The following is a 21,316-nucleotide window of genomic DNA, read 5'->3' on the forward strand; positions in this document are numbered from 1 at the left end:
TTAGGTATAAAACCCTTTCAGAAATGAGAGGGTTTTTGTTTATGGCGGATTCTTTATATTAATTCATTGTATTAATCAAAGTGTTTTTCAAAAATTCATTCTCAATTTCAAGAATTGAATTCACTCTGAGGTTCATATGAGCTAAAACTCCAATTAAAGGAAAATCTTTATACATATAATCTAAATAATTAACTCTTCCATTTCTTATTAAAAAATCATCAGAACTTAAAACCCCTATTATTCTGTTTTTTAAATGCTCATCATTAATTAATTTTAGTGCTTCTGTTCTATAACTATCCATTTTGTCTATAAATTCCATACCTTTTTCACTGTATTTGTCACCTATAAAAAACATTTTATTAACATATTTTTTATTTGATAATTCTCCTTCATAATCTCCTGGATCATCTATGTTTGAAATTAGGTTTGAACAAATATTATTTAGATAGTTTAAATATTCTTTTGTAATACTATCATATAACTTTACGGATTCTTTCTGAGTAAATTTTGGATTGGAAAGATTCTTAGAAATTTGGATTTTAAGTACTTCGTTCTTTTGATTGAGCTCTTCGTTTAATAAACCAAACATTGAATAATGTTCATTATTCTTTTGACATGATATAATTGTTATTAATAATAAGATTGAAAGTTTTTTCATAAAAGATAATAATTGCTATTAAGGAATAAATATAATTAGAATGTAACAAAAAACCATCAGTAGAATATTCTACTAATGGTTATATTAAGGGTAATTTTTTATTATTGTTGTGAATTCCTGTTAAGGCACAAATTAAAGTATTATTTCATTTTTACAACTATAAATTGAGTGCGCCTGTTTAATTGATGTTGGTTTTCAGTACAATTAGTAGATCCATCACAATTATTTGCTAATTTTTGTTCACCATAACCTTGGTATTCTGTTATTCTAGATGCATCTACACCATGATTAATTAAATACTCAAAGGTTGCTTTTGCTCTTTCTTGAGATAAAATATTATTGTATTCTGAAGAACCTCTAGAATCTGTATGAGATTCAATTTTTATTATCATACTTGGGTAAACATTAGTCATAAGATTTACAATACGGTCTAGCTCAACAGTACCATCTCTTCTAATATTATATTTATTAAAATCAAAGTATATAGGGTATAACTCTTCAATTGGAATATCTTCAATTGAAACTGGGTTTAAGGAAACATCTGTGCTTAGTTTAGTTACATTTCTCTTAATACCTTTTGATGTAATATTTTGTATGTCATCAACAAAATTCTCTTTTTTAGTATCAACTATATAATCCGTATCTCTGTCAATGTTTATTTCAAAATGGCCATTTTCATCTGTAATTAAATCGGCTATTTTATTACCATTTACATCTTTTAAGGTAACTAAAGCATTAGCTACAGGCATATTGTCGTTTGCATTGGTAACGTTTCCTTCTATAATTAATTGAGGTATTCTATCGTATGCATAAATATCATCGCTACCTACACCTCCATCTCTATTAGAAGCAAAGAATCCTGATAAACCATCGTTATTCATATAGAATGAAAAATCATCTTTACTAGAATTAACGGGAACGCCAAGATTTACAATATTTACAATATTATTATCCTTATCTAAAACAGTTCCGAATATATCAAGCATACCTAACCCTGGATGTCCATCTGAAGCAAAAAACATAGAACCTTCACTATTTATAAAAGGGAAACGTTCATTTTTATCAGTATTTATAACTTCTCCCAAGTTTTGAGGTGTTCCGTAAGAACTGTCATTATTAATAGTAACATAATAAATATCAGAGCCTCCTTTCCCTCCAGGCATATCTGAAGCAAAGTATAATTTGGTTCCATCTTCATTTAAAGCCGGATGGCCGTTTGAATAATAATTATTATTAAAACCAAGTTCTTCAATATTTGTCCATTCGCCATCAACTAATGATGCTTTATAGATTTTTAAATTGCTAACACCTTCATTGTCCTTCTCTAAAGTATTTTTAATAAAACTATTTCTGGAGAAATACATGGTTTTACCATCTTTAGTTATAGTTACTGGACCTTCATGATAAATAGAATTTATATCTCCTTTTAGTTTTGATTTGTGATTTACCAAACTATCTGTACGACTTGATGTAGAATAAATATCTAAAAAAGGCTCTTGATTCCAGCCATAAAGATGTTTAGTAGAAACGCCTTCATTTCTTGATGAAGCAAAATAGATAGTTCCATTATGTTCATAAGCACCAAAATCACTAAAATTTGAATTAAAATTTACTTCTGTTAAGAAATATTGCTGTTTGGCATTGAAAATAGAATTGATAAAATTATCATCTTTTAAAAACCTATTGTCATCAATCTTACCACCAGAACTCTTAAATTTTTTTAGCCATTTTCTAGATGCTTTATAATCTTTTATCCCCCTTAAAGCTTGCGCATAATTATAATAGTATTCAAGAGGAATATTTTCATGTTCAACTACTTTTTTATAATATACCACAGCGCTGTCTGGGTTACGCATAAAAGCATAACTATCAGCTAATTGTCTAGTGGCATAATTTGCATTATAATTTTTATCTATGAGCTCATGGTATACCTTTGCAGCATCAACAAATGAAAATTTATTGAATAAATTATCTGCTTTTTTCTGAGAACCATATTGAGCAAAGGCTGTTAAACATGAAAGTATAACAAAACTAGTTAATATGTAATTTTTTAATTTCATTGGGGTCTTTTTTAAATTAAAAATCTACTATCTATTTTTTATCAAAACGTACAAATCGAGTACGCATAAATTATTCCATTTGTACAACAATAAATTGTGTACGACGATTCAATTGATGGTCTTCTTCTTCACAGTTTTGACCATCTTCACATCCATTCGTCAATCTACGTTCACCAAAACCTTCATGAGCAGTGATTCTTTCCGGCGTTATACCATTAGAAATTAAATACTCATAAGTAGCGTTAGCTCTATCAATTGAAAGTTTATCGTTATAGGTTAATGCTCCTCTAGAATCGGTATGAGATTCTATACGAATTACCATTTCCGGATAATCATTTTGCATCAAATTAACTATTTTATCTAATTCTTCAGCAGCATCTTCACGAATGTTATGGCTATCGAAATCGAAATAAATAGTATTCAATTCTGCAAGTTTTACAACATCTTGAACAGGGTTAAGCAATAAATTCGCATTTATGGTTATAAGTTCTGTTTGGATATTTTTTGATGTAAACTCTCTATAATCTTCTATATATTTATCTTGATTTGCTACAATTTTATAGTCTTGATTTCTATCAATGTTTATTTGGTAGAACCCATTTTCATCGGTTTCCATGTAAGCAATTTGATTGCCTTTATCATCAAACAAAGTAATTTTAGCACCTACAATTGGGTTTGTGTTAATGGCATCTGTCACTACGCCTTCTACATGTAATGTAGGGTCCCTGTGATAGGCATAAATATCATCAGATCCACGACCTCTCAATCTATTTGACGCAAAATATCCTGTAATTCCATTAGGGTTCATTGTGAATGAAAAATCGTCCTTATTAGAGTTAATTGGAACGCCCAAATTAACAACATCAACAACTTCACCATCATCTCCTTTAATAGTTCCAAAAATATCTAGCAGCCCTAAGCCTGTGTGCCCATCAGAAGAAAAGAATAAAACATCTTCTTGATTAATGAAAGGGAAGCCTTCAGCGCTTTCGGTATTAATAACATTTCCAAGATTTTGTGGTTCGCCTAAACTTCCATCAATATTTATGTCAACAACGTAGATATCTGAACCTCCATATCCACCAGGTCTATCTGATGTGAAATAAAGTTTAGAATCATCTTTATTTAATGCCGCATGTTGTGTTGAAAAGTTATCACTGTTAATAGAAAGGTCTTCAACATCAGTCCAAATACTATCACGATAAGTAGCACGATATATTTTCATATTAGTCATACCTTTTCGGTCTTTGAATTCGGTCTGATTATTGAAATTATTACTAGAGTAATACATGTGCCTACCATCTTTTGTTATGGTTACAGGGCCATCATGATATATGGAATTAATTTCACCTTTTACTTTTCCCGTATGGTCTACATTTCGTTTTGAGTCAACATCTGTAACATAAACATCTAAGAAAGGTTGCTCATTCCAACCATATACGCGTTTTATTGAAACACCTTCGTCTCTGGAAGAAGCAAAATAAACTTTTCCATTATGTTCAAAGGCTCCAAAGTCGCTATATTTTGAATTGAATCTAACTCTATCTAAAAAATATTGTTGTTTAGCATTAAAAACACTAGTAATAAAATTAATGTCTTTAGAAAAGTCATTAGCATTAACTACACCGCCAGAATCTTTAAAGCGCTGTAACCATAGATTAGATTCTTTATACTTTTTTATACCTCTTAAGGATTGTGCGTAACTATAATAATATTGAATTGGAACATTTTCTTGTTTCACAACACTTTTATAATATCGAGCCGCATTTTTAGGGTCCCGCATGAAAGCATAACAATCTGCTAGTCTCCTAGTTGCATAATCTTTATTGTAGTTTTTCTGAATAAGGTCTTTATAAACTTCTGCGGCTTTAACAAAAGAGAATTTATTAAATAAAGTATCTGCTCTCTTCTGTTTACCCTGTTGTGCAAAAACGGAAAAACTAAGGACTAGGGCAATACAAACTAATATGTTATTTTTTAATCTCATAAAAGATTTAATTAGAAATATCTTGGTGATTTTAGTTTTGAACTTAAGAATTTAAACTCATATATTAATAGTATTTCATGAGTACCTGAAGTATAGTCTGCTATATCTGAAATTGGTTTTTCATATGCATAGCCTATACGTAATTGTCTTGAGATTTGAAAATCTGCAATACCTCCAATGGCTGCAGTTTGCTCATTTATTCTATAAGAACCACCTAGCCAAAACTTTTCATTGAATAAGAAATTGGCAGTAAGATCATAAGAAATTGGAGCTCCATTTGTGGCCTTTATTAAACCTGCAGGTTTAAATTTAACGCCTTTACTTAAGTCTATAACTCCACCTAAAGTAAAGTAATAACTGATTCTTTCTAAGGCTTCAAACTCATCCGTTTGATTACTGAAATCGTTGTTTAATATTCTAGGGGCTGATAATCCGGCATAAATTCTATCATTACTCCAATAAACTCCAGCTCCAATATTAGGAGTCCATCTATCTTCGGTTCCATATATTAAGGGGTCATTAACGTTATTAGGATCCAATCTAAAATCTGTGTCAAAGCTAAATTGAGTAAACCCAGCTTTTAATCCAAAAGCTAACTTTCCATCTAATCCAGTTGGAATTGAATACGAAAAATCGCCGTATAAATATGAAAAGTTTTGAGGTCCTAAATCATCCTCAATAAACGACAAACCTAAGCCTATTCTATCATTCCTTAAAGGTGTATGAATAGAAAATGTTTGTGTTATAGGCCCGCCGCTAAAACCAACCCATTGGCTTCTGTGCAGTCCTACAATGCTCAGAGCTTCTCTACTACCAGCATAAGCTGGATTTATAGAGATTGTATTGTACATGTACTGCGTGAATTGTGGCAACTGTTGTGCAATTCCCGAAGCACAACCAAACAATGCAATAGCTATTATAAAATGTTTAATACGTGTCATAGGTTAAGTTTTTATTTGGTTCCGATATAAACTGGTCCTGTAAATGGAGGCAATCCACTATCTTTTATGTTTATTATATAATAATAAGTTCCGTTAGGTACTTTTCCTGCGTTACCAATAGATGACCTAGAACTGTTACCATTCCAATCATTTTGATAATCATCAGATTCGTAAATTAAAGCACCCCATCTGTTAAATATTTTAATGGCATATTCAAATCCACATAACTCAATTCCGTTAATTACAAAATTCTCGTTATACGCATCTCCATTTGGAGTAATAGCTTTAGAAATAACTACATCTTTCTGACCACAAGGTAACACCACACAATCTGCGTGAATATTCATTGTTACTTCAGTTATACTGATACAACCACTATCTGTTGTAGTATATACAAACCTATAGTCAATACCTCCATCATCTGGCAAAAAGTCAAAACTTAATTCAAGGGTGGTTGGATCAAATATATTATCTGTTAAAGTTGCATCTGTATTTCCTTCAATCATTTCCCAAGTACCATCAGTATTAAGTCCATCTGGTAAGAAATCGTTCATATTAAGTACACCTTCATCAAAACACCAGTCTGGAGCAACTACATCTGTAACTACCTCATCTAGAGTTACACTAAGTGTTTGTGTATAAGTTGCTTCATTGTTACACTCATCTCTAACTGTCCATGTTCTAGTTATTACATAATCAAGGTAAACACCATCCTCATATGTACTAGTTTCTTCGAACACTGTTGTAATATTTGAAGAACAATTATCTTCAAAAGTCAGCGCAGGTGCGTCTGGAATATCAGTACAGCTAACATCTAAAACTTCTTCAAAAGTTGAAGTTGGAGTAGGAGCTGTTGTATCCTGAACGGTTATTAATTGTGTATGTGTTGTTGTTAAACCACATTCATCAGTAGCAATCCATGTACGAGCAATTATATAATTATTAGGGCAATCACCGTCTGTTCTAACATCTTGAGTTGTTACAATGGCGTCACCACAATTATCTGTTGCAGTTATTGTTTCTGTATCAGGAATAGAATCACATTCAACCGTAATATCACCTGGTAAAACGGATTCAAAGACAGGAGCCGTAGTATCTTGAACTGTAATTATTTGAGTATGTGTTGTTGTTAAACCACATTCATCAGTAGCAGTCCACGTACGTGCAATTGTATAGTTTGAAGGACAGTTTCCATCAGTTCTAACATCGACAATGGTTACAGAAGCACTTCCACAATTATCAGTAGCGGTTAGTACTTCAGCATCTGGAACGTTATCACATTCTACTACTAGATTAGCGACTGGTAATGATTCAACAAACTCAGGTGCCGTAATGTCTTGAACTGAAATAACCTGAACATGAGTATTTGTTAATCCACAATCGTCCGTAGCCGTATAACTACGAGTAATTGTATAATTTGAAGGACAATTACCATCTGTTCTAACATCAGAAACAGTTACGGTAGCATCCCCACAATTATCAGTTGCTGTTAATATCACTGCATCAGGAACACCATCACATTCTACAGTTATATTGGCAGGTAGAGTAACTTGATCAAACTCTGGAGCTGTTGTATCTGATGTCGTAATTATTTGATCTGCACTTATAGAATTACCACATTCATCCGTAGCCGTCCATGTTCTAGTTATGGTAAAAGTACCTTCACAAGCACCATCTGTTCTTACGTCATTAAATGTAATTACAGGATTAGCATCACAATTATCTAAAGCCGTAGCTTCACCAAAATTAATAGGTGATAGGTTATCGCTACATTCTGCACTTACATTGGGTGGCAACGTTAATTCTGGAGCTGTTGTGTCTTGAACTGTAACTGTTTGCGTATACGAAGTAATTACACCACATATATTAGTTGCTACCCAATTTCTTTCAAGAACATAATTATTTGTACAATTACCATCTGTTCTGTTTTCGGTGAATACAACATTAATTGCTCCACAAGAATTGGAGGCCGTTAGAATTACTGCATCTGGAACAGTATCACATTCAACTGTTGTGTCAGCTGGTAAAGTGGCTTGATCAAATACTGTTTCTGTTGGTTCAGTAAAAGTATAAGTGGAAGTTAGATTATATGTTTCACATAAATCACTTATAGTCCAGGTAATAGTTATAGAGCCTCCAGAACAAAAATCAATTGATTCATTGCTGTAATCGTTTGTAATTACTGGCGAACATCCTCCTAAAACACTTCCATTCAATAACCCGTCTTGAGCACTATACCAAGCTGCAATATCAGCATCCAATTCTGATTGAGCGGTATTTAAGTCGCTTGTATTAAATTCACAGGCATCAGAAGAATCGTCAATTGGCGCATTATAGGTAATAGCCGTAGGCGGGTTAACGGTATAAGTTGCACTAGCTTGAATATTTTCACAAATATCATCAATAGACCAAGTGATTGTAATATTACCACCTGTACAAAGGTCAATAGACTGATTAGTAAAGTCATGAGTCACCTCAGGAGATCCCCCAGTAAGACTATTAGTAATAATATTAGTTTGGTCTGTTACCCAAGTAGCAATATCAGCATCTAAATTAGTTTGAGCCGTAGCTGGGTCATCATTATCAAAGTCACAGGTATCTACAGTTTTATTAGAAGGATTAGTAAAACTAATACCATCAGGTTGCGTAAATGTATAAGTAGCCGTGATATTGTTTATAGTTTCACAAAGGTCAGTAATGGTCCAAGTAATGGTAATACTACCAGAGTTACAAAATGTCAGTGTTTGACCTGCATAATCATTAGTAATAATCGGTGAACAACCGTTAGCAACACTACCGTTAATAGTAGCATTTTGAGCAGCAATCCACGCTGCAAGATCTGCATCTAAATTAGCTTGAGCTGTAGCAGGGTTAGGGTCATCAAATTCAGCAGCAGTACTAGCGTCATCTACAGGTGCATTATAAGTAATAGCTGTAGGCGCAGTTAAGCTAAAGTCAGCCGTTTTAACAATAGTTTCACAAAGATCATTAATGGTCCAAGTAACTGTAACACTACCACCAGCACAAAGTTCAGGGATAGAAACAGACGCACTATCATTAGAAAGTATAGGCGAACAACCATTAGCTACACTATAAGCATTAGTTTGAGCAGTTACCCAATCATTAAAAGCAGAATCTACTTCAGATTGGTCAGCAAAGTTACAAGACTCTAAGTCCGTATCTACAGGTGCATTATAAGTAATAGCTGTAGGCGCAGTTAAGCTAAAGTCAGCCGTTTCAACAATAGTTTCACAAAGATCTGAAATAGTCCAAGTAACTGTAACACTACCACCAGCACAAAGTTCAGGGATAGAAACAGACGCACTATCATTAGAAAGTATAGGCGAACAACCATTAGCAACGTTATAAGCATTAGTTTGAGCTGTTACCCAATCATTAAAAGCAGTATCAACCGCATTTTGGTCAGCAAAGTTACAAGACTCTAAGTCCGTATCTACAGGTGCATTATAAGTAATAGCCGTAGGCGCTGTTAAGTTAAAGTCAGCCGTTTCAACAATAGTTTCACAAAGATCTGAAATAGTCCAAGTAACTGTAACACTACCACCAGTACAAAGTTCAGGGATAGAAACAGACGCACTATTATTAGAAAGTATAGGCGAACAACCATTAGCAACGTTATAAGCATTAGTTTGAGCAGTAACCCAATCATTAAAAGCTGTATCAACCGCATTTTGGTCAGCAAAGTCACAAGACTCTAAGTCCGTATCTACAGGTGCATTATAAGTAATAGCCGTAGGCGCTGTTAAGTTAAAGTCAGCCGTTTCAACAATAGTTTCACAAAGATCTGAAATAGTCCAAGTAACTGTAACACTACCACCAGTACAAAGTTCAGGGATAGAAACAGATGCACTATTATTAGAAAGTATAGGCGAACAACCATTAGCAACGTTATAAGCATTAGTTTGAGCTGTTACCCAATCATTAAAGGCTGTATCAACCGCATTTTGATCTGCAAAGTCACAAGACTCTAAGTCCGTATCTACAGGTGCATTATAAGTAATAGCCGTTGGCGGGTTAACGGTATAAGTTGCACTAGCATTAATATTTTCACAAATATCATCAATAGACCAAGTGATTGTAATATTACCACCGGTACAAAGGTCAATAGACTGATTAGTAAAGTCATGAGTCACTGCAGGAGATCCCCCAGTAAGACTATTAGTAATAATATTAGTTTGGTCTGTAACCCAAGTAGCAATATCAGCATCTAAATTAGTTTGAGCCGTAGCTGGGTCATCATTATCAAAGTCACAGGTATCTACAGTTTTATTAGAAGGATTAGTAAAACTAATACCATCAGGTTGCGTAAATGTATAAGTAGCCGTGATATTGTTTATAGTTTCACAAAGGTCAGTAATGGTCCAAGTAATGGTAATACTACCAGAGTTACAAAATGTCAGTGTTTGACCTGCATAATCATTAGTAATAATCGGTGAACAACCGTTAGCAACACTACCGTTAATAGTAGCATTTTGAGCAGCAATCCACGCTGCAAGATCTGCATCTAAATTAGCTTGAGCTGTAGCAGGGTTAGGGTCATCAAATTCAGCAGCAGTACTAGCGTCATCTACAGGTGCATTATAAGTAATAGCTGTAGGCGCAGTTAAGCTAAAGTCAGCCGTTTCAACAATAGTTTCACAAAGATCATTAATGGTCCAAGTAACTGTAACACTACCACCAGCACAAAGTTCAGGGATAGAAACAGACGCACTATCATTAGAAAGTATAGGCGAACAACCATTAGCTACACTATAAGCATTAGTTTGAGCAGTTACCCAATCATTAAAAGCAGAATCTACTTCAGATTGGTCAGCAAAGTTACAAGACTCTAAGTCCGTATCTACAGGTGCATTATAAGTAATAGCCGTAGGCGCTGTTAAGTTAAAGTCAGCCGTTTCAACAATAGTTTCACAAAGATCTGAAATAGTCCAAGTAACTGTAACACTACCACCAGTACAAAGTTCAGGGATAGAAACAGACGCACTATCATTAGAAAGTATAGGCGAACAACCATTAGCAACGTTATAAGCATTAGTTTGAGCTGTTACCCAATCATTAAAAGCAGTATCAACCGCATTTTGGTCAGCAAAGTTACAAGACTCTAAGTCCGTATCTACAGGTGCATTATAAGTAATAGCCGTAGGCGCTGTTAAGTTAAAGTCAGCCGTTTCAACAATAGTTTCACAAAGATCTGAAATAGTCCAAGTAACTGTAACACTACCACCAGTACAAAGTTCAGGGATAGAAACAGACGCACTATTATTAGAAAGTATAGGCGAACAACCATTAGCAACGTTATAAGCATTAGTTTGAGCAGTAACCCAATCATTAAAAGCTGTATCAACCGCATTTTGGTCAGCAAAGTCACAAGACTCTAAGTCCGTATCTACAGGTGCATTATAAGTAATAGCCGTAGGCGCTGTTAAGTTAAAGTCAGCCGTTTCAACAATAGTTTCACAAAGATCTGAAATAGTCCAAGTAACTGTAACACTACCACCAGTACAAAGTTCAGGGATAGAAACAGATGCACTATTATTAGAAAGTATAGGCGAACAACCATTAGCAACGTTATAAGCATTAGTTTGAGCTGTTACCCAATCATTAAAGGCTGTATCAACCGCATTTTGATCTGCAAAGTCACAAGACTCTAAGTCCGTATCTACAGGTGCATTATAAGTAATAGCCGTTGGCGGGTTAACGGTATAAGTTGCACTAGCATTAATATTTTCACAAATATCATCAATAGACCAAGTGATTGTAATATTACCACCGGTACAAAGGTCAATAGACTGATTAGTAAAGTCATGAGTCACTGCAGGAGATCCCCCAGTAAGACTATTAGTAATAATATTAGTTTGGTCTGTAACCCAAGTAGCAATATCAGCATCTAAATTAGTTTGAGCCGTAGCTGGGTCATCATTATCAAAGTCACAGGTATCTACAGTTTTATTAGAAGGATTAGTAAAGCTAATACCATCAGGTTGCGTAAATGTATAAGTAGCCGTGATATTGTTTATAGTTTCACAAAGGTCAGTAATGGTCCAAGTAATGGTAATACTACCAGAAGCACAGAACGTCAGTGTTTGACCAGCATAATCATTAGTTACAACTGGCGAACAACCGTTAGCAACACTACCGTTAATAGTAGCATTTTGAGCCGCTATCCACGCTGCAAGATCTGCATCTAAATTAGCTTGAGCTGTAGCAGGGTTAGGGTCATCAAATTCAGCAGCAATAGAAGCGTCATCCACAGGTGCATTATAAGTAATAGCTGTAGGCGCTGTTAAGTTAAAGTCAGCCGTTTCAATAATAGTTTCACAAAGATCTGAAATAGTCCAAGTAACTGTAACACTACCACCAGCACAAAGTTCAGGGATAGAAACAGATGCACTATTATTAGAAAGTATAGGCGAACAACCATTAGCAACGTTATAAGCATTAGTTTGAGCTGTTACCCAATCATTAAAAGCAGTATCAACCGCATTTTGGTCAGCAAAGTTACAAGACTCTAAGTCCGTATCTACAGGTGCATTATAAGTAATAGCCGTAGGCGCTGTTAAGTTAAAGTCAGCCGTTTCAACAATAGTTTCACAAAGATCTGAAATAGTCCAAGTAACTGTAACACTACCACCAGTACAAAGTTCAGGGATAGAAACAGACGCACTATTATTAGAAAGTATAGGCGAACAACCATTAGCAACGTTATAAGCATTAGTTTGAGCAGTAACCCAATCATTAAAAGCTGTATCAACCGCATTTTGGTCAGCAAAGTCACAAGACTCTAAGTCCGTATCTACAGGTGCATTATAAGTAATAGCCGTAGGCGCTGTTAAGTTAAAGTCAGCCGTTTCAACAATAGTTTCACAAAGATCTGAAATAGTCCAAGTAACTGTAACACTACCACCAGTACAAAGTTCAGGGATAGAAACAGATGCACTATTATTAGAAAGTATAGGCGAACAACCATTAGCAACATTATAAGCATTAGTTTGAGCTGTTACCCAATCATTAAAGGCTGTATCAACCGCATTTTGATCTGCAAAGTCACAAGACTCTAAGTCCGTATCTACAGGTGCATTATAAGTAATAGCCGTTGGCGGGTTAACGGTATAAGTTGCACTAGCATTAATATTTTCACAAATATCATCAATAGACCAAGTGATTGTAATATTACCACCGGTACAAAGGTCAATAGACTGATTAGTAAAGTCATGAGTCACTGCAGGAGATCCCCCAGTAAGACTATTAGTAATAATATTAGTTTGGTCTGTAACCCAAGTAGCAATATCAGCATCTAAATTAGTTTGAGCTGTAGCTGGGTCATCATTATCAAAGTCACAGGTATCTACAGTTTTATTAGAAGGATTAGTAAAGCTAATACCATCAGGTTGCGTAAATGTATAAGTAGCCGTGATATTGTTTATAGTTTCACAAAGGTCAGTAATGGTCCAAGTAATGGTAATACTACCAGAAGCACAGAACGTCAGTGTTTGACCAGCATAATCATTAGTTACAACTGGCGAACAACCGTTAGCAACACTACCGTTAATAGTAGCATTTTGAGCCGCTATCCACGCTGCAAGATCTGCATCTAAATTAGCTTGAGCTGTAGCAGGGTTAGGGTCATCAAATTCAGCAGCAGTACTAGCGTCATCTACAGGTGCATTATAAGTAATAGCTGTAGGCGCAGTTAAGCTAAAGTCAGCCGTTTCAACAATAGTTTCACAAAGATCTGAAATAGTCCAAGTAACTGTAACACTACCACCAGCACAAAGTTCAGGGATAGAAACAGATGCACTATTATTAGAAAGTATAGGCGAACAACCATTAGCAACGTTATAAGCATTAGTTTGAGCTGTTACCCAATCATTAAAAGCAGTATCTACTTCAGATTGGTCAGCAAAGTTACAAGACTCTAAGTCCGTATCTACAGGTGCATTATAAGTAATAGCCGTAGGCGCTGTTAAGTTAAAGTCAGCCGTTTCAACAATAGTTTCACAAAGATCTGAAATAGTCCAAGTAACTGTAACACTACCACCAGTACAAAGTTCAGGGATAGAAACAGACGCACTATTATTAGAAAGTATAGGCGAACAACCATTAGCAACGTTATAAGCATTAGTTTGAGCAGTAACCCAATCATTAAAAGCAGTATCTACTTCAGATTGGTCAGCAAAGTTACAGGACTCTAAGTCCGTATCCACAGGTGCATTATAAGTAATAGCCGTAGGCGCAATATTAATTGTATGGATAACATCTAAACTAGTATTGTCACATTCATCAGTAACGGTATAAGTTCTAGTAATTACAATTGGACATGAGCCAGAAGTACTATCAGAGTAATTTACATCTAAGTTATTATCTGAAGTACAAGTATCCGAAATTTCAAGATCACCAGCTAAAGCTTCTAGTTCAGTAACGGAAGTTACCGCATCTGGTAAATCAGAAATAGAACACCCTGTTATGTCAGAATCTGTTAGACTACCAATAATTAATGGAGGAGTAGTATCATCAACATTAATAATTTGTTCTGCTGTTTCGGTGTTACCACAATCATCTGTTACAGTATATGTTCTTGTAACAATAAATGGGCAGCTACTAGTATTGTTTATAACGTCAATATAAGTTATGCTTGAAATATTTCCATTATCAGAAACTGTGTATCCCGTCGCTTCAAAAGTACTTTTTATATCAGCTGATTCTGTTAAACTAAATGGGTATCTAGCTGTAATAGCAGTAATGTCATTTTCGTCACACCCCTCAAAATTAAGTGGTGACGGAACCGAAATACTAGGACCTTCATTAACAAAATCCAAATAATCAATATTTATAATATGTGGTATTGGAACTGGGTCTCCTGTACATACCCCAGTGGTTTCATAACCTTGAATTAAATCAGCTGTAAAAGATACACCTGAAATAGCTCCTATACCCATTAAAGTACCACCAAGTTCTACTGTTGGTTCAAAATTATCATCACCTAAGATTGAACAGTCTGTGGTTACTGTTAAAGTAAAACTTATATCTGCTAAAACAGTATCTGGATCAGAAGGTACAGGTAAGGTTCCTAAATCCCATTCTATAGCTCCATTTACACCTATGGCTGGGTTATAAACCGGAACATTAGTAGTTGAAAAAGGAGTATAAGTATTTGTTACTATTCCTAATCCGCTAGCATTAACCGATTCGGGTAAAGGTATTGTAAGAACCGTATCATCAATTGCTTCCGTACCAGTATTTTTTATTTCTATAACATAATCAGCATCTTCATCCGGTTCTAAAGAAGAGTTTGTTGGACCAGGAGGATTACCATTAATAGAGGTATTAGTTAAGATTCCTTCAGGTTCAGGGATGTATGCGTCAACAGAAAACGTTAGGTTATAAATTATGTAGGTGTCTCCTGTAGAGCCATACCTAAAAGTAGTACTCGTCTGGTTATTATCAATTATACCATTACCTGTATTATCAATATTAAACATAGCAATATCAACTCCAGTATTATTTGGTAAATTAGGATCTCTTGTATTTCCTCCTGTAACAATTGATGAATTAAAGAAATTATTTGTATTGTTATTAGAATGACTTAAACGTTCATATGAATTATTATCTTGCCTCAATATTTCTAAATAGTCTCCAGAAACACTTACATCTCCTTCACCAGCCATGACACCAAGTTTAATGTTTACATCACCGTTTTGAGCTGCTTGAAAACCAGAAATACCAATGGTATGACTAGTATTAGCACTAGTCACATAAGCATGTCCATCAAAAACTGTTACATCCCTCCAATTCATTTTAGAGTTTTCATAAACAACTACCATACCCCAACCGCCATAATATCCAATATTACCTCCATCACCTTCTAAGGTTGCAATATCTGCTACAAAATACTCACCTAGACCATTTAGGATTACATAATCAGTTATTTCAATATAGGCAGAGTACATATCTCCATCTGTATCAGATGGATAATAAATCTCTGAAGTGCCTGCCGTAAGTTCAGTATAACCTGATGAGTTTGGTCCTTTTATATTAACTTTTCGCTTATCAAGTGTCTTTGTAATTCCATCTTTTGTGACACTAAAGGTATCTGTGTTACCAGCTCTACCAGTCCAATATAAACCTGCATAAAGAATATTTGAACATTCAGCAACTGCACCATTTTCATTTGAAAAAGTTAATGTTGCAGAAGAAGAATTAAAAGTAGTGTTACCAGGCACTGCAGAAGCATCTACATCTACATATTCCATGTCTCCATAGTTGTTGGATGTATCTGAGTAAGAAACAAGAGTAAGATTAGTGTTTCCTATCATCGTAAAGTCACCTTTAACATTATAAATTGTTTCAGTAGGTGTGGCTGCAGCAGATCTAGGAGTAAAAGGAACTCTTACTTGACTAATAACTGTATTAATACATCCAAAAAACAAAATGGAAGCAATTATTAAATTACCTACATTATATTTTTTAGTAGATGCTTTTGAGTAAAGATTTTTCATAATGGTCTTCATCTTTAATTATCTTTAATTGGGGCTATTGAGATTCTTTGCACAGGTAAAAAACCTTGATGCTTGTATCTACATTAATAAATTGGTTTAAAGCAGATTCATTGCAATTAAATGAACCTCTTATGTAAACAAATTTTAGGTTAGGGCAATTTGAAAGCGATGTTATATTTAATGTTTGGTTAAAATCATTGGTTGAATCTAATTCAATGGTTAATAAATTTATATTTGGATATTTGTTTAATAATGAATTAAGAGCACTGATAGAGTTGGTGTCTTCCAATGTTAATCTAATAATTTCACCTGTTCCATAAGATGTTTTCTCCAAACCATTTTTAACATAAATAGTTGGATGTAAGTTTAATGCTAAATCATTGAATTCTTCAACATAACTTTGGGTTTGCCCTGAAGAGGTTGATGAAGCATACTTCTGGCCTAATGTTGATTTAGATGCTTTTGAGTCAACTGAGTTTTTTAATTCAATGATACCATTTTCTTGACCATATCCATTAAATGAAAGGGCTATAATGAAACAAAGTAAATATAAACTAACTATTGAGGTTTTATTTCTCATAATTCAATAAATTATTATTCTTTTAAACTATATAGACAATAGAGATTAAACAATCACTATCGTAAATTGATTATTCACAAATTAAAATAAACAGTAATAAAGTTTTTTGAGGGGGAAAACAATGAGGAAACAGTACCGTTAAAAATACCATTTTTACTTTTTGAAATTAGATTTGGGGTCATAAGTTTCTTTTTAAAGTAGGTGTAACAAAAAAAATAATATGTAGCTAGTTCTTCAAAAATACGTGTTAAAGCACTTATATATTCGACTAAAGGCAAAGCTTTGACATTTAATCGTGGTTTTATGTTTTTTAAACGAAAATTTATTCTAACTATTTGTACTCTTGATGTTTAACTTCATTAACATGTTTGGTTTAATACTATTTTATGTAATTTTATGTAGCAAATAAATTGAATTTAATCGAGAAAAACAACTTTTTGTCGAATAAAAACGCATTTAATCGATATTATGAAAAAATTAATATTAGTAAGACACGCAAAATCTTCATGGGAATATGATGTTATAGACCATGAGCGCCCGTTAAAAAAAAGAGGTATTAATGATGCAAATATTGTGTCAAAAAATTTAAAAACTAAAAATTTTGAATTTGACAAAGTTCTTTCGAGTGACGCGTTACGAGCTAAGGCAACAGCCAACATTTTCAAAGTAGGGTTATCATTTAAAAATGAGATAGAACTAAATCATAAACTTTATGATTTTTCAGGGCGAGATATGTTAGAAGTTATTAAAAGTTGTGATAATAATGTTGAAACCTTATTAGTTTTTGGTCATAATCATGCCATAACAGATTTTGCTAATACTTATGGTAATTATTATATAGATAATGTTCCTACTTCTGGGGTGGTTGTCATAGAATTTGAAATTGATAACTGGGGTATTTTGTGTAGAGGAAATACAATTTGTAAATTATTTCCTAGAGATTACAGGGTTTAAGCTTCAACATTAATTCAAGTATTTATTTTGGGAAAAATCATAAAAAACTAAAAATATATCGATTAAATGATTGTTTTTTACGATTAAAAGTATATTTTAGCAAAATTAAATCACAAATCTTAAAGAATGAAAACGAAATTAATCCTACTTAGTTTTAGCTTTTTTCTAATGGCAAGTGTATTGCATGCTCAAAAGAATAAAGAACCAAAAAGCATTATTAGTGATAAAGTAGCAATTAAAAAATATCATAACAAAGAAGAGTTAGACAGAAAGCAGAAAGGTGAATTATTAGTATTGTATATAGAAAGAATAGAAAGTCTTGTTCAGCTGATGCCATATATTGCCTTTGCAACTAAACCAGGGGTTACAATGTCAACTTTAGGTATTCCAAACAGTAATGATAATAGAAAAATTTTAGATGAACAATTTGAAGCTACTGATGATTATCTTAAGAAAAACGAAGAGTTCCAAAAACGGATTTTGCCATATTCTGATACAGATGATTTAATTTCTGCCATTCTTTTCTATGAAGATATATTAAAATCTTTACATGAATATAGTGAGTTTCATTAAATAATTTATAATAATATAATACATTCAGAAAAGAGCTTTGAGGCTCTTTTTTTTTTTATACATCAAAGGGTAAAATGTATTATAACGGATATAAAAGTGTTTAAACGATAAAAAAGTACAATTTAACTATACTAAACTTCATTTCATCGATAAATTTGGTATTTCGTAGATTTTATTATAAATTTGAATATATTTAGAAATACCCATTTCTACCTAATTATTCATAAATAATTGATTATGAAAACTTTTAAGATACTAACTTGTTTTATGTTATTAATAACAGCTAACCTTTATGCTCAGCAAGAGAAAGGGATAGTGGGAGTTACAAATTGGCTAGATAATTGGACTGAGTTTCAGCCAAATCAACAAAACTTTAGAGAGCCCACCCAAATTATTTCCGGGAATATTACAGAGGATACTAAACTTTTTAAACGTGATACTTACTTACTTGTTGGTAGTGTGTTTATAACCAATGGTGCTACTCTTACTATTGAACCAGGTACGGTAATATTATCAGATTATAAAACTAAAACGTCATTAACAGTTTCTAAAGGTTCTAAAATAATGGCAGAAGGAACAGAAACAGACCCTATAATATTTTCTTCAAATAGAAGCGTTAAACATGCTGGAGATTGGGGAGGTATAATTCTATTAGGAGATGGGCCTTTGAATAAATTTGGTAATGGTTCTGTGGCAAGTTATTATAATGATTTAGATCCGTCAAATTATGGAAATGTAAATTACGGAGGTAATAATTCGGAAAACTCAGCTGGTTCTTTAAAATTTGTTAGAATTGAATATGCCGGTAAAAGAGTAAAAGGAGCGGGGTATTTTAATGGTTTGCTTTTAGCAGGCATTGGATATGGGACGCTTATAGAAAATATCATGGTAAGTTATTGTGCCGGAGACGCATTTGAAGTTTGGGGAGGTAAGGTTAATATTAATAAAGCCATTACATACAGAACTAATAGTAACGATTTTAAGTTTAATTATGGAGCGCAATGTAAATTAACTAATTCATTAACAATTCGCTCGCCATACGTTTCTAGTAGTGAAGGGTCAAGGTGTTTAAAGGTTTTGTCTTATGATAAAAAAGAAGAAGTTGATTTTTCAAAACAAGGAACATTAGTTATTGCCGAAAATTTAACTATGCTAAATTCTAGTGAAACCTTAAAAGAAGATATTGAGAAGGGATTGGTGAAAGAAGCAGTGTATGTTGCAGAAGGGGCTTCTTTAAATATGAATAAAAGTGTTATTTCAGGATTTAATCCAGCAGTTATATTAGATGATAGAATTAAAATTAACCAGGATAGTTTAGAGAAAATAAAGTTTTCAGACATGTACTTTAACAATTGTAATGGAAACATATTTACTGCTTACAATAGTAATAATGATGATTTAGAAAATTGGTATGGAAACGCAGCTTTTTTTAATGTTTACTCTAAAAGTAATAATGTTGAAACATTTATTGATTTTGATAATCACAGAAGACCAGATTATAGATTAAGAATAAATAAAATAATTGCAACTAATATTGATCCTGATTTGGAAGATTAGTAGAGAATGTTTTACGAATAATAACTTGAAAACATTAAAATAAGGAAGGACCATGTAATGACAAATTTCAAGCTTTTAATTTTTTTTATCTGTGCGTTTACAATATCTGTAAATGCACAAATTGTTATTAGTAAACCTAATCTAGGATTTACTCAAGCTTGTGCTAGTGATTCATTTAATAGTTATGATGTAACTTTTTCTTTTTCTCCCGAATCGGCACTTACAGGGTCAAATCAATTTATTATTGAGCTTTCTGATGAAACTGGAGATTTTTCAAATCCTACAACAATTTTTACTTCAACAGCTGGAAGTGTAACAGTTTCTCCAGCAACAATAAACTTTTCTTTACCAACTGATACAGCTGGAGAAGCATTTAAAATTAGAATAAAAAGCACATCACCAGCTGCAACAAGTAGTAGTTCTAATACTTTTGCTGCTTATTATAAAATTCAAGATAGCCCATATACTATCAATAATTTAATTGAAACTGCTGTTTTTTGTTCTGGAGATAGTTATTTGTTAACTATTGATAATCCAGGGGCAGCTATTAATGACTCTCCGTTACAGTATCCGTCTTTAACTTTTAATTGGTATAAAGAAACTAGTGAGACAACTTCTGTTTTTGTGGCTGCTGGAGAAAGTTTAGAGGTTACAGAAACTGGTACTTATTTTGTTGAGACAAACTATGGTTCTTGTACTTCAGATTCATTTTCTAATAGAGTAACAGTAAGTGAAGCTTCATCTAATGAAACAATTTCTTCCATTAGTTCATCTTTGGGAAATCCGTATTGTCATGAAAACGGCCCTACCACCTTAAGTGCTATTAATGGAGAAAGTTATCAATGGTTTAAAGATGGTGAGAGAATTAATGATGCCACGGAGCAAATGTATGTAACTAATGAAAGCGGCAATTATTCTGTAATTGTTGATTTAGGCGATTGTAATGCTACAGCATCAATTGATTTAGAAAATAATGGGTTTACCAGTAGTATTGATGTTGATGACATAAATAGACTTGGAGATGATGAAGTTTTAATAGCTACCATATCAACCTCAGCAATGAATCCAAGTTATGAATGGTTTAGAAATGGCTCTTCAATACCAGGTGCTATATCTAATAGTTATGAAATTTCAGAATCTGGAAACTATAGGGTTACAATAACACAAAGTATCGGTTGTTCATCGGTTAAAGAATTTTTATTTAATGTTACTGAACAATTTCCAAATGTATCTCAAATTCCAAATTTAATAAGCCCTAATGGAGACGGTATAAATGATACTTGGGTAATTCCACAAGAGTATATAGGTGGTACTAACACTCAAGTTATGATTGTAAGTTCACAAGGAAAGATAGTTCTGGATACTGTAGATTATCAGAATAATTGGCCCATGGTTATAGATGTCAAAGATATAACTCCTGTTTACTATTATATTATTACAACCCCAAATAACCAAACACGTAAAGGATCAATTACTGTGGTCAAATAAC

Annotated in this window: 10 protein-coding genes; 4 read left to right on the top strand and 6 right to left on the bottom strand. The window is 33.3% G+C overall.

Features of this window, described 5'->3' with window-relative positions:
* Positions 1 to 58 precede the first annotated feature (58 nt).
* From N1F78_RS13290 to N1F78_RS13315, 6 genes are all read right to left on the bottom strand, one after another.
* Positions 59 to 658 carry a hypothetical protein gene (locus N1F78_RS13290; protein WP_406683653.1) on the bottom strand — a complete coding sequence of 200 codons (600 nt, stop codon included), beginning with the start codon at positions 656 to 658 and terminating at the stop codon, positions 59 to 61.
* A gap of 140 nt (positions 659 to 798) precedes the next feature.
* A complete protein-coding gene (locus N1F78_RS13295; RefSeq protein WP_406683654.1) occupies positions 799 to 2,718 on the bottom strand; it encodes an OmpA family protein in 1,920 nt (639 codons plus the stop codon).
* Between the two features lie 70 nt (positions 2,719 to 2,788).
* Positions 2,789 to 4,705 (bottom strand): OmpA family protein, encoded by a 1,917-nt coding sequence (locus N1F78_RS13300; RefSeq protein ID WP_406683655.1) that lies wholly within the window; start codon positions 4,703 to 4,705, stop codon positions 2,789 to 2,791.
* Positions 4,706 to 4,716: 11 nt separating this feature from the next.
* Positions 4,717 to 5,646, bottom strand: coding sequence for a type IX secretion system membrane protein PorP/SprF (locus N1F78_RS13305; protein ID WP_406683656.1), 930 nt, complete (start codon positions 5,644 to 5,646; stop codon positions 4,717 to 4,719).
* An 11-nt stretch (positions 5,647 to 5,657) separates the two neighbouring features.
* Entirely contained in the window at positions 5,658 to 16,163 is a 10,506-nt protein-coding gene (locus N1F78_RS13310; RefSeq protein ID WP_406683657.1) for a gliding motility-associated C-terminal domain-containing protein, read from the bottom strand.
* 34 nt (positions 16,164 to 16,197) lie between these two features.
* Positions 16,198 to 16,743, bottom strand: coding sequence for a hypothetical protein (locus N1F78_RS13315; RefSeq protein WP_406683658.1), 546 nt, complete (start codon positions 16,741 to 16,743; stop codon positions 16,198 to 16,200).
* Between the two features lie 468 nt (positions 16,744 to 17,211).
* Here N1F78_RS13315 and N1F78_RS13320 point away from each other — a divergent pair, with 468 nt between their 5' ends.
* From N1F78_RS13320 to N1F78_RS13335, 4 genes are all read left to right on the top strand, one after another.
* A complete protein-coding gene (locus tag N1F78_RS13320; RefSeq protein WP_406683659.1) occupies positions 17,212 to 17,697 on the top strand; it encodes a SixA phosphatase family protein in 486 nt (161 codons plus the stop codon).
* Positions 17,698 to 17,865: 168 nt separating this feature from the next.
* Positions 17,866 to 18,270 carry a hypothetical protein gene (locus N1F78_RS13325; RefSeq protein ID WP_406683660.1) on the top strand — a complete coding sequence of 135 codons (405 nt, stop codon included), beginning with the start codon at positions 17,866 to 17,868 and terminating at the stop codon, positions 18,268 to 18,270.
* A 237-nt stretch (positions 18,271 to 18,507) separates the two neighbouring features.
* The gene (locus N1F78_RS13330) at positions 18,508 to 19,827 is read left to right on the top strand and encodes a hypothetical protein (protein ID WP_406683661.1); all 1,320 of its coding nucleotides are present in this window, start codon (positions 18,508 to 18,510) and stop codon (positions 19,825 to 19,827) included.
* 57 nt (positions 19,828 to 19,884) lie between these two features.
* Positions 19,885 to 21,315 (top strand): gliding motility-associated C-terminal domain-containing protein, encoded by a 1,431-nt coding sequence (locus N1F78_RS13335; protein ID WP_406683662.1) that lies wholly within the window; start codon positions 19,885 to 19,887, stop codon positions 21,313 to 21,315.
* Position 21,316: the final 1 nt, after the last annotated feature.

The sequence above is a fragment of the Seonamhaeicola sp. MEBiC01930 genome (assembly GCF_045277075.1).
Taxonomy (GTDB): Bacteria; Bacteroidota; Bacteroidia; order Flavobacteriales; family Flavobacteriaceae; genus Seonamhaeicola.

Coding starts and splice junctions, on each gene's coding strand:
- N1F78_RS13290 (WP_406683653.1), bottom strand. CDS start 658: ATGAAAAAACTTTCAATCTTATTATTAATAACAATTATATCATGTCAA.
- N1F78_RS13295 (WP_406683654.1), bottom strand. CDS start 2,718: ATGAAATTAAAAAATTACATATTAACTAGTTTTGTTATACTTTCATGT.
- N1F78_RS13300 (WP_406683655.1), bottom strand. CDS start 4,705: ATGAGATTAAAAAATAACATATTAGTTTGTATTGCCCTAGTCCTTAGT.
- N1F78_RS13305 (WP_406683656.1), bottom strand. CDS start 5,646: ATGACACGTATTAAACATTTTATAATAGCTATTGCATTGTTTGGTTGT.
- N1F78_RS13310 (WP_406683657.1), bottom strand. CDS start 16,163: ATGAAAAATCTTTACTCAAAAGCATCTACTAAAAAATATAATGTAGGT.
- N1F78_RS13315 (WP_406683658.1), bottom strand. CDS start 16,743: ATGAGAAATAAAACCTCAATAGTTAGTTTATATTTACTTTGTTTCATT.
- N1F78_RS13320 (WP_406683659.1), top strand. CDS start 17,212: ATGAAAAAATTAATATTAGTAAGACACGCAAAATCTTCATGGGAATAT.
- N1F78_RS13325 (WP_406683660.1), top strand. CDS start 17,866: ATGGCAAGTGTATTGCATGCTCAAAAGAATAAAGAACCAAAAAGCATT.
- N1F78_RS13330 (WP_406683661.1), top strand. CDS start 18,508: ATGAAAACTTTTAAGATACTAACTTGTTTTATGTTATTAATAACAGCT.
- N1F78_RS13335 (WP_406683662.1), top strand. CDS start 19,885: ATGACAAATTTCAAGCTTTTAATTTTTTTTATCTGTGCGTTTACAATA.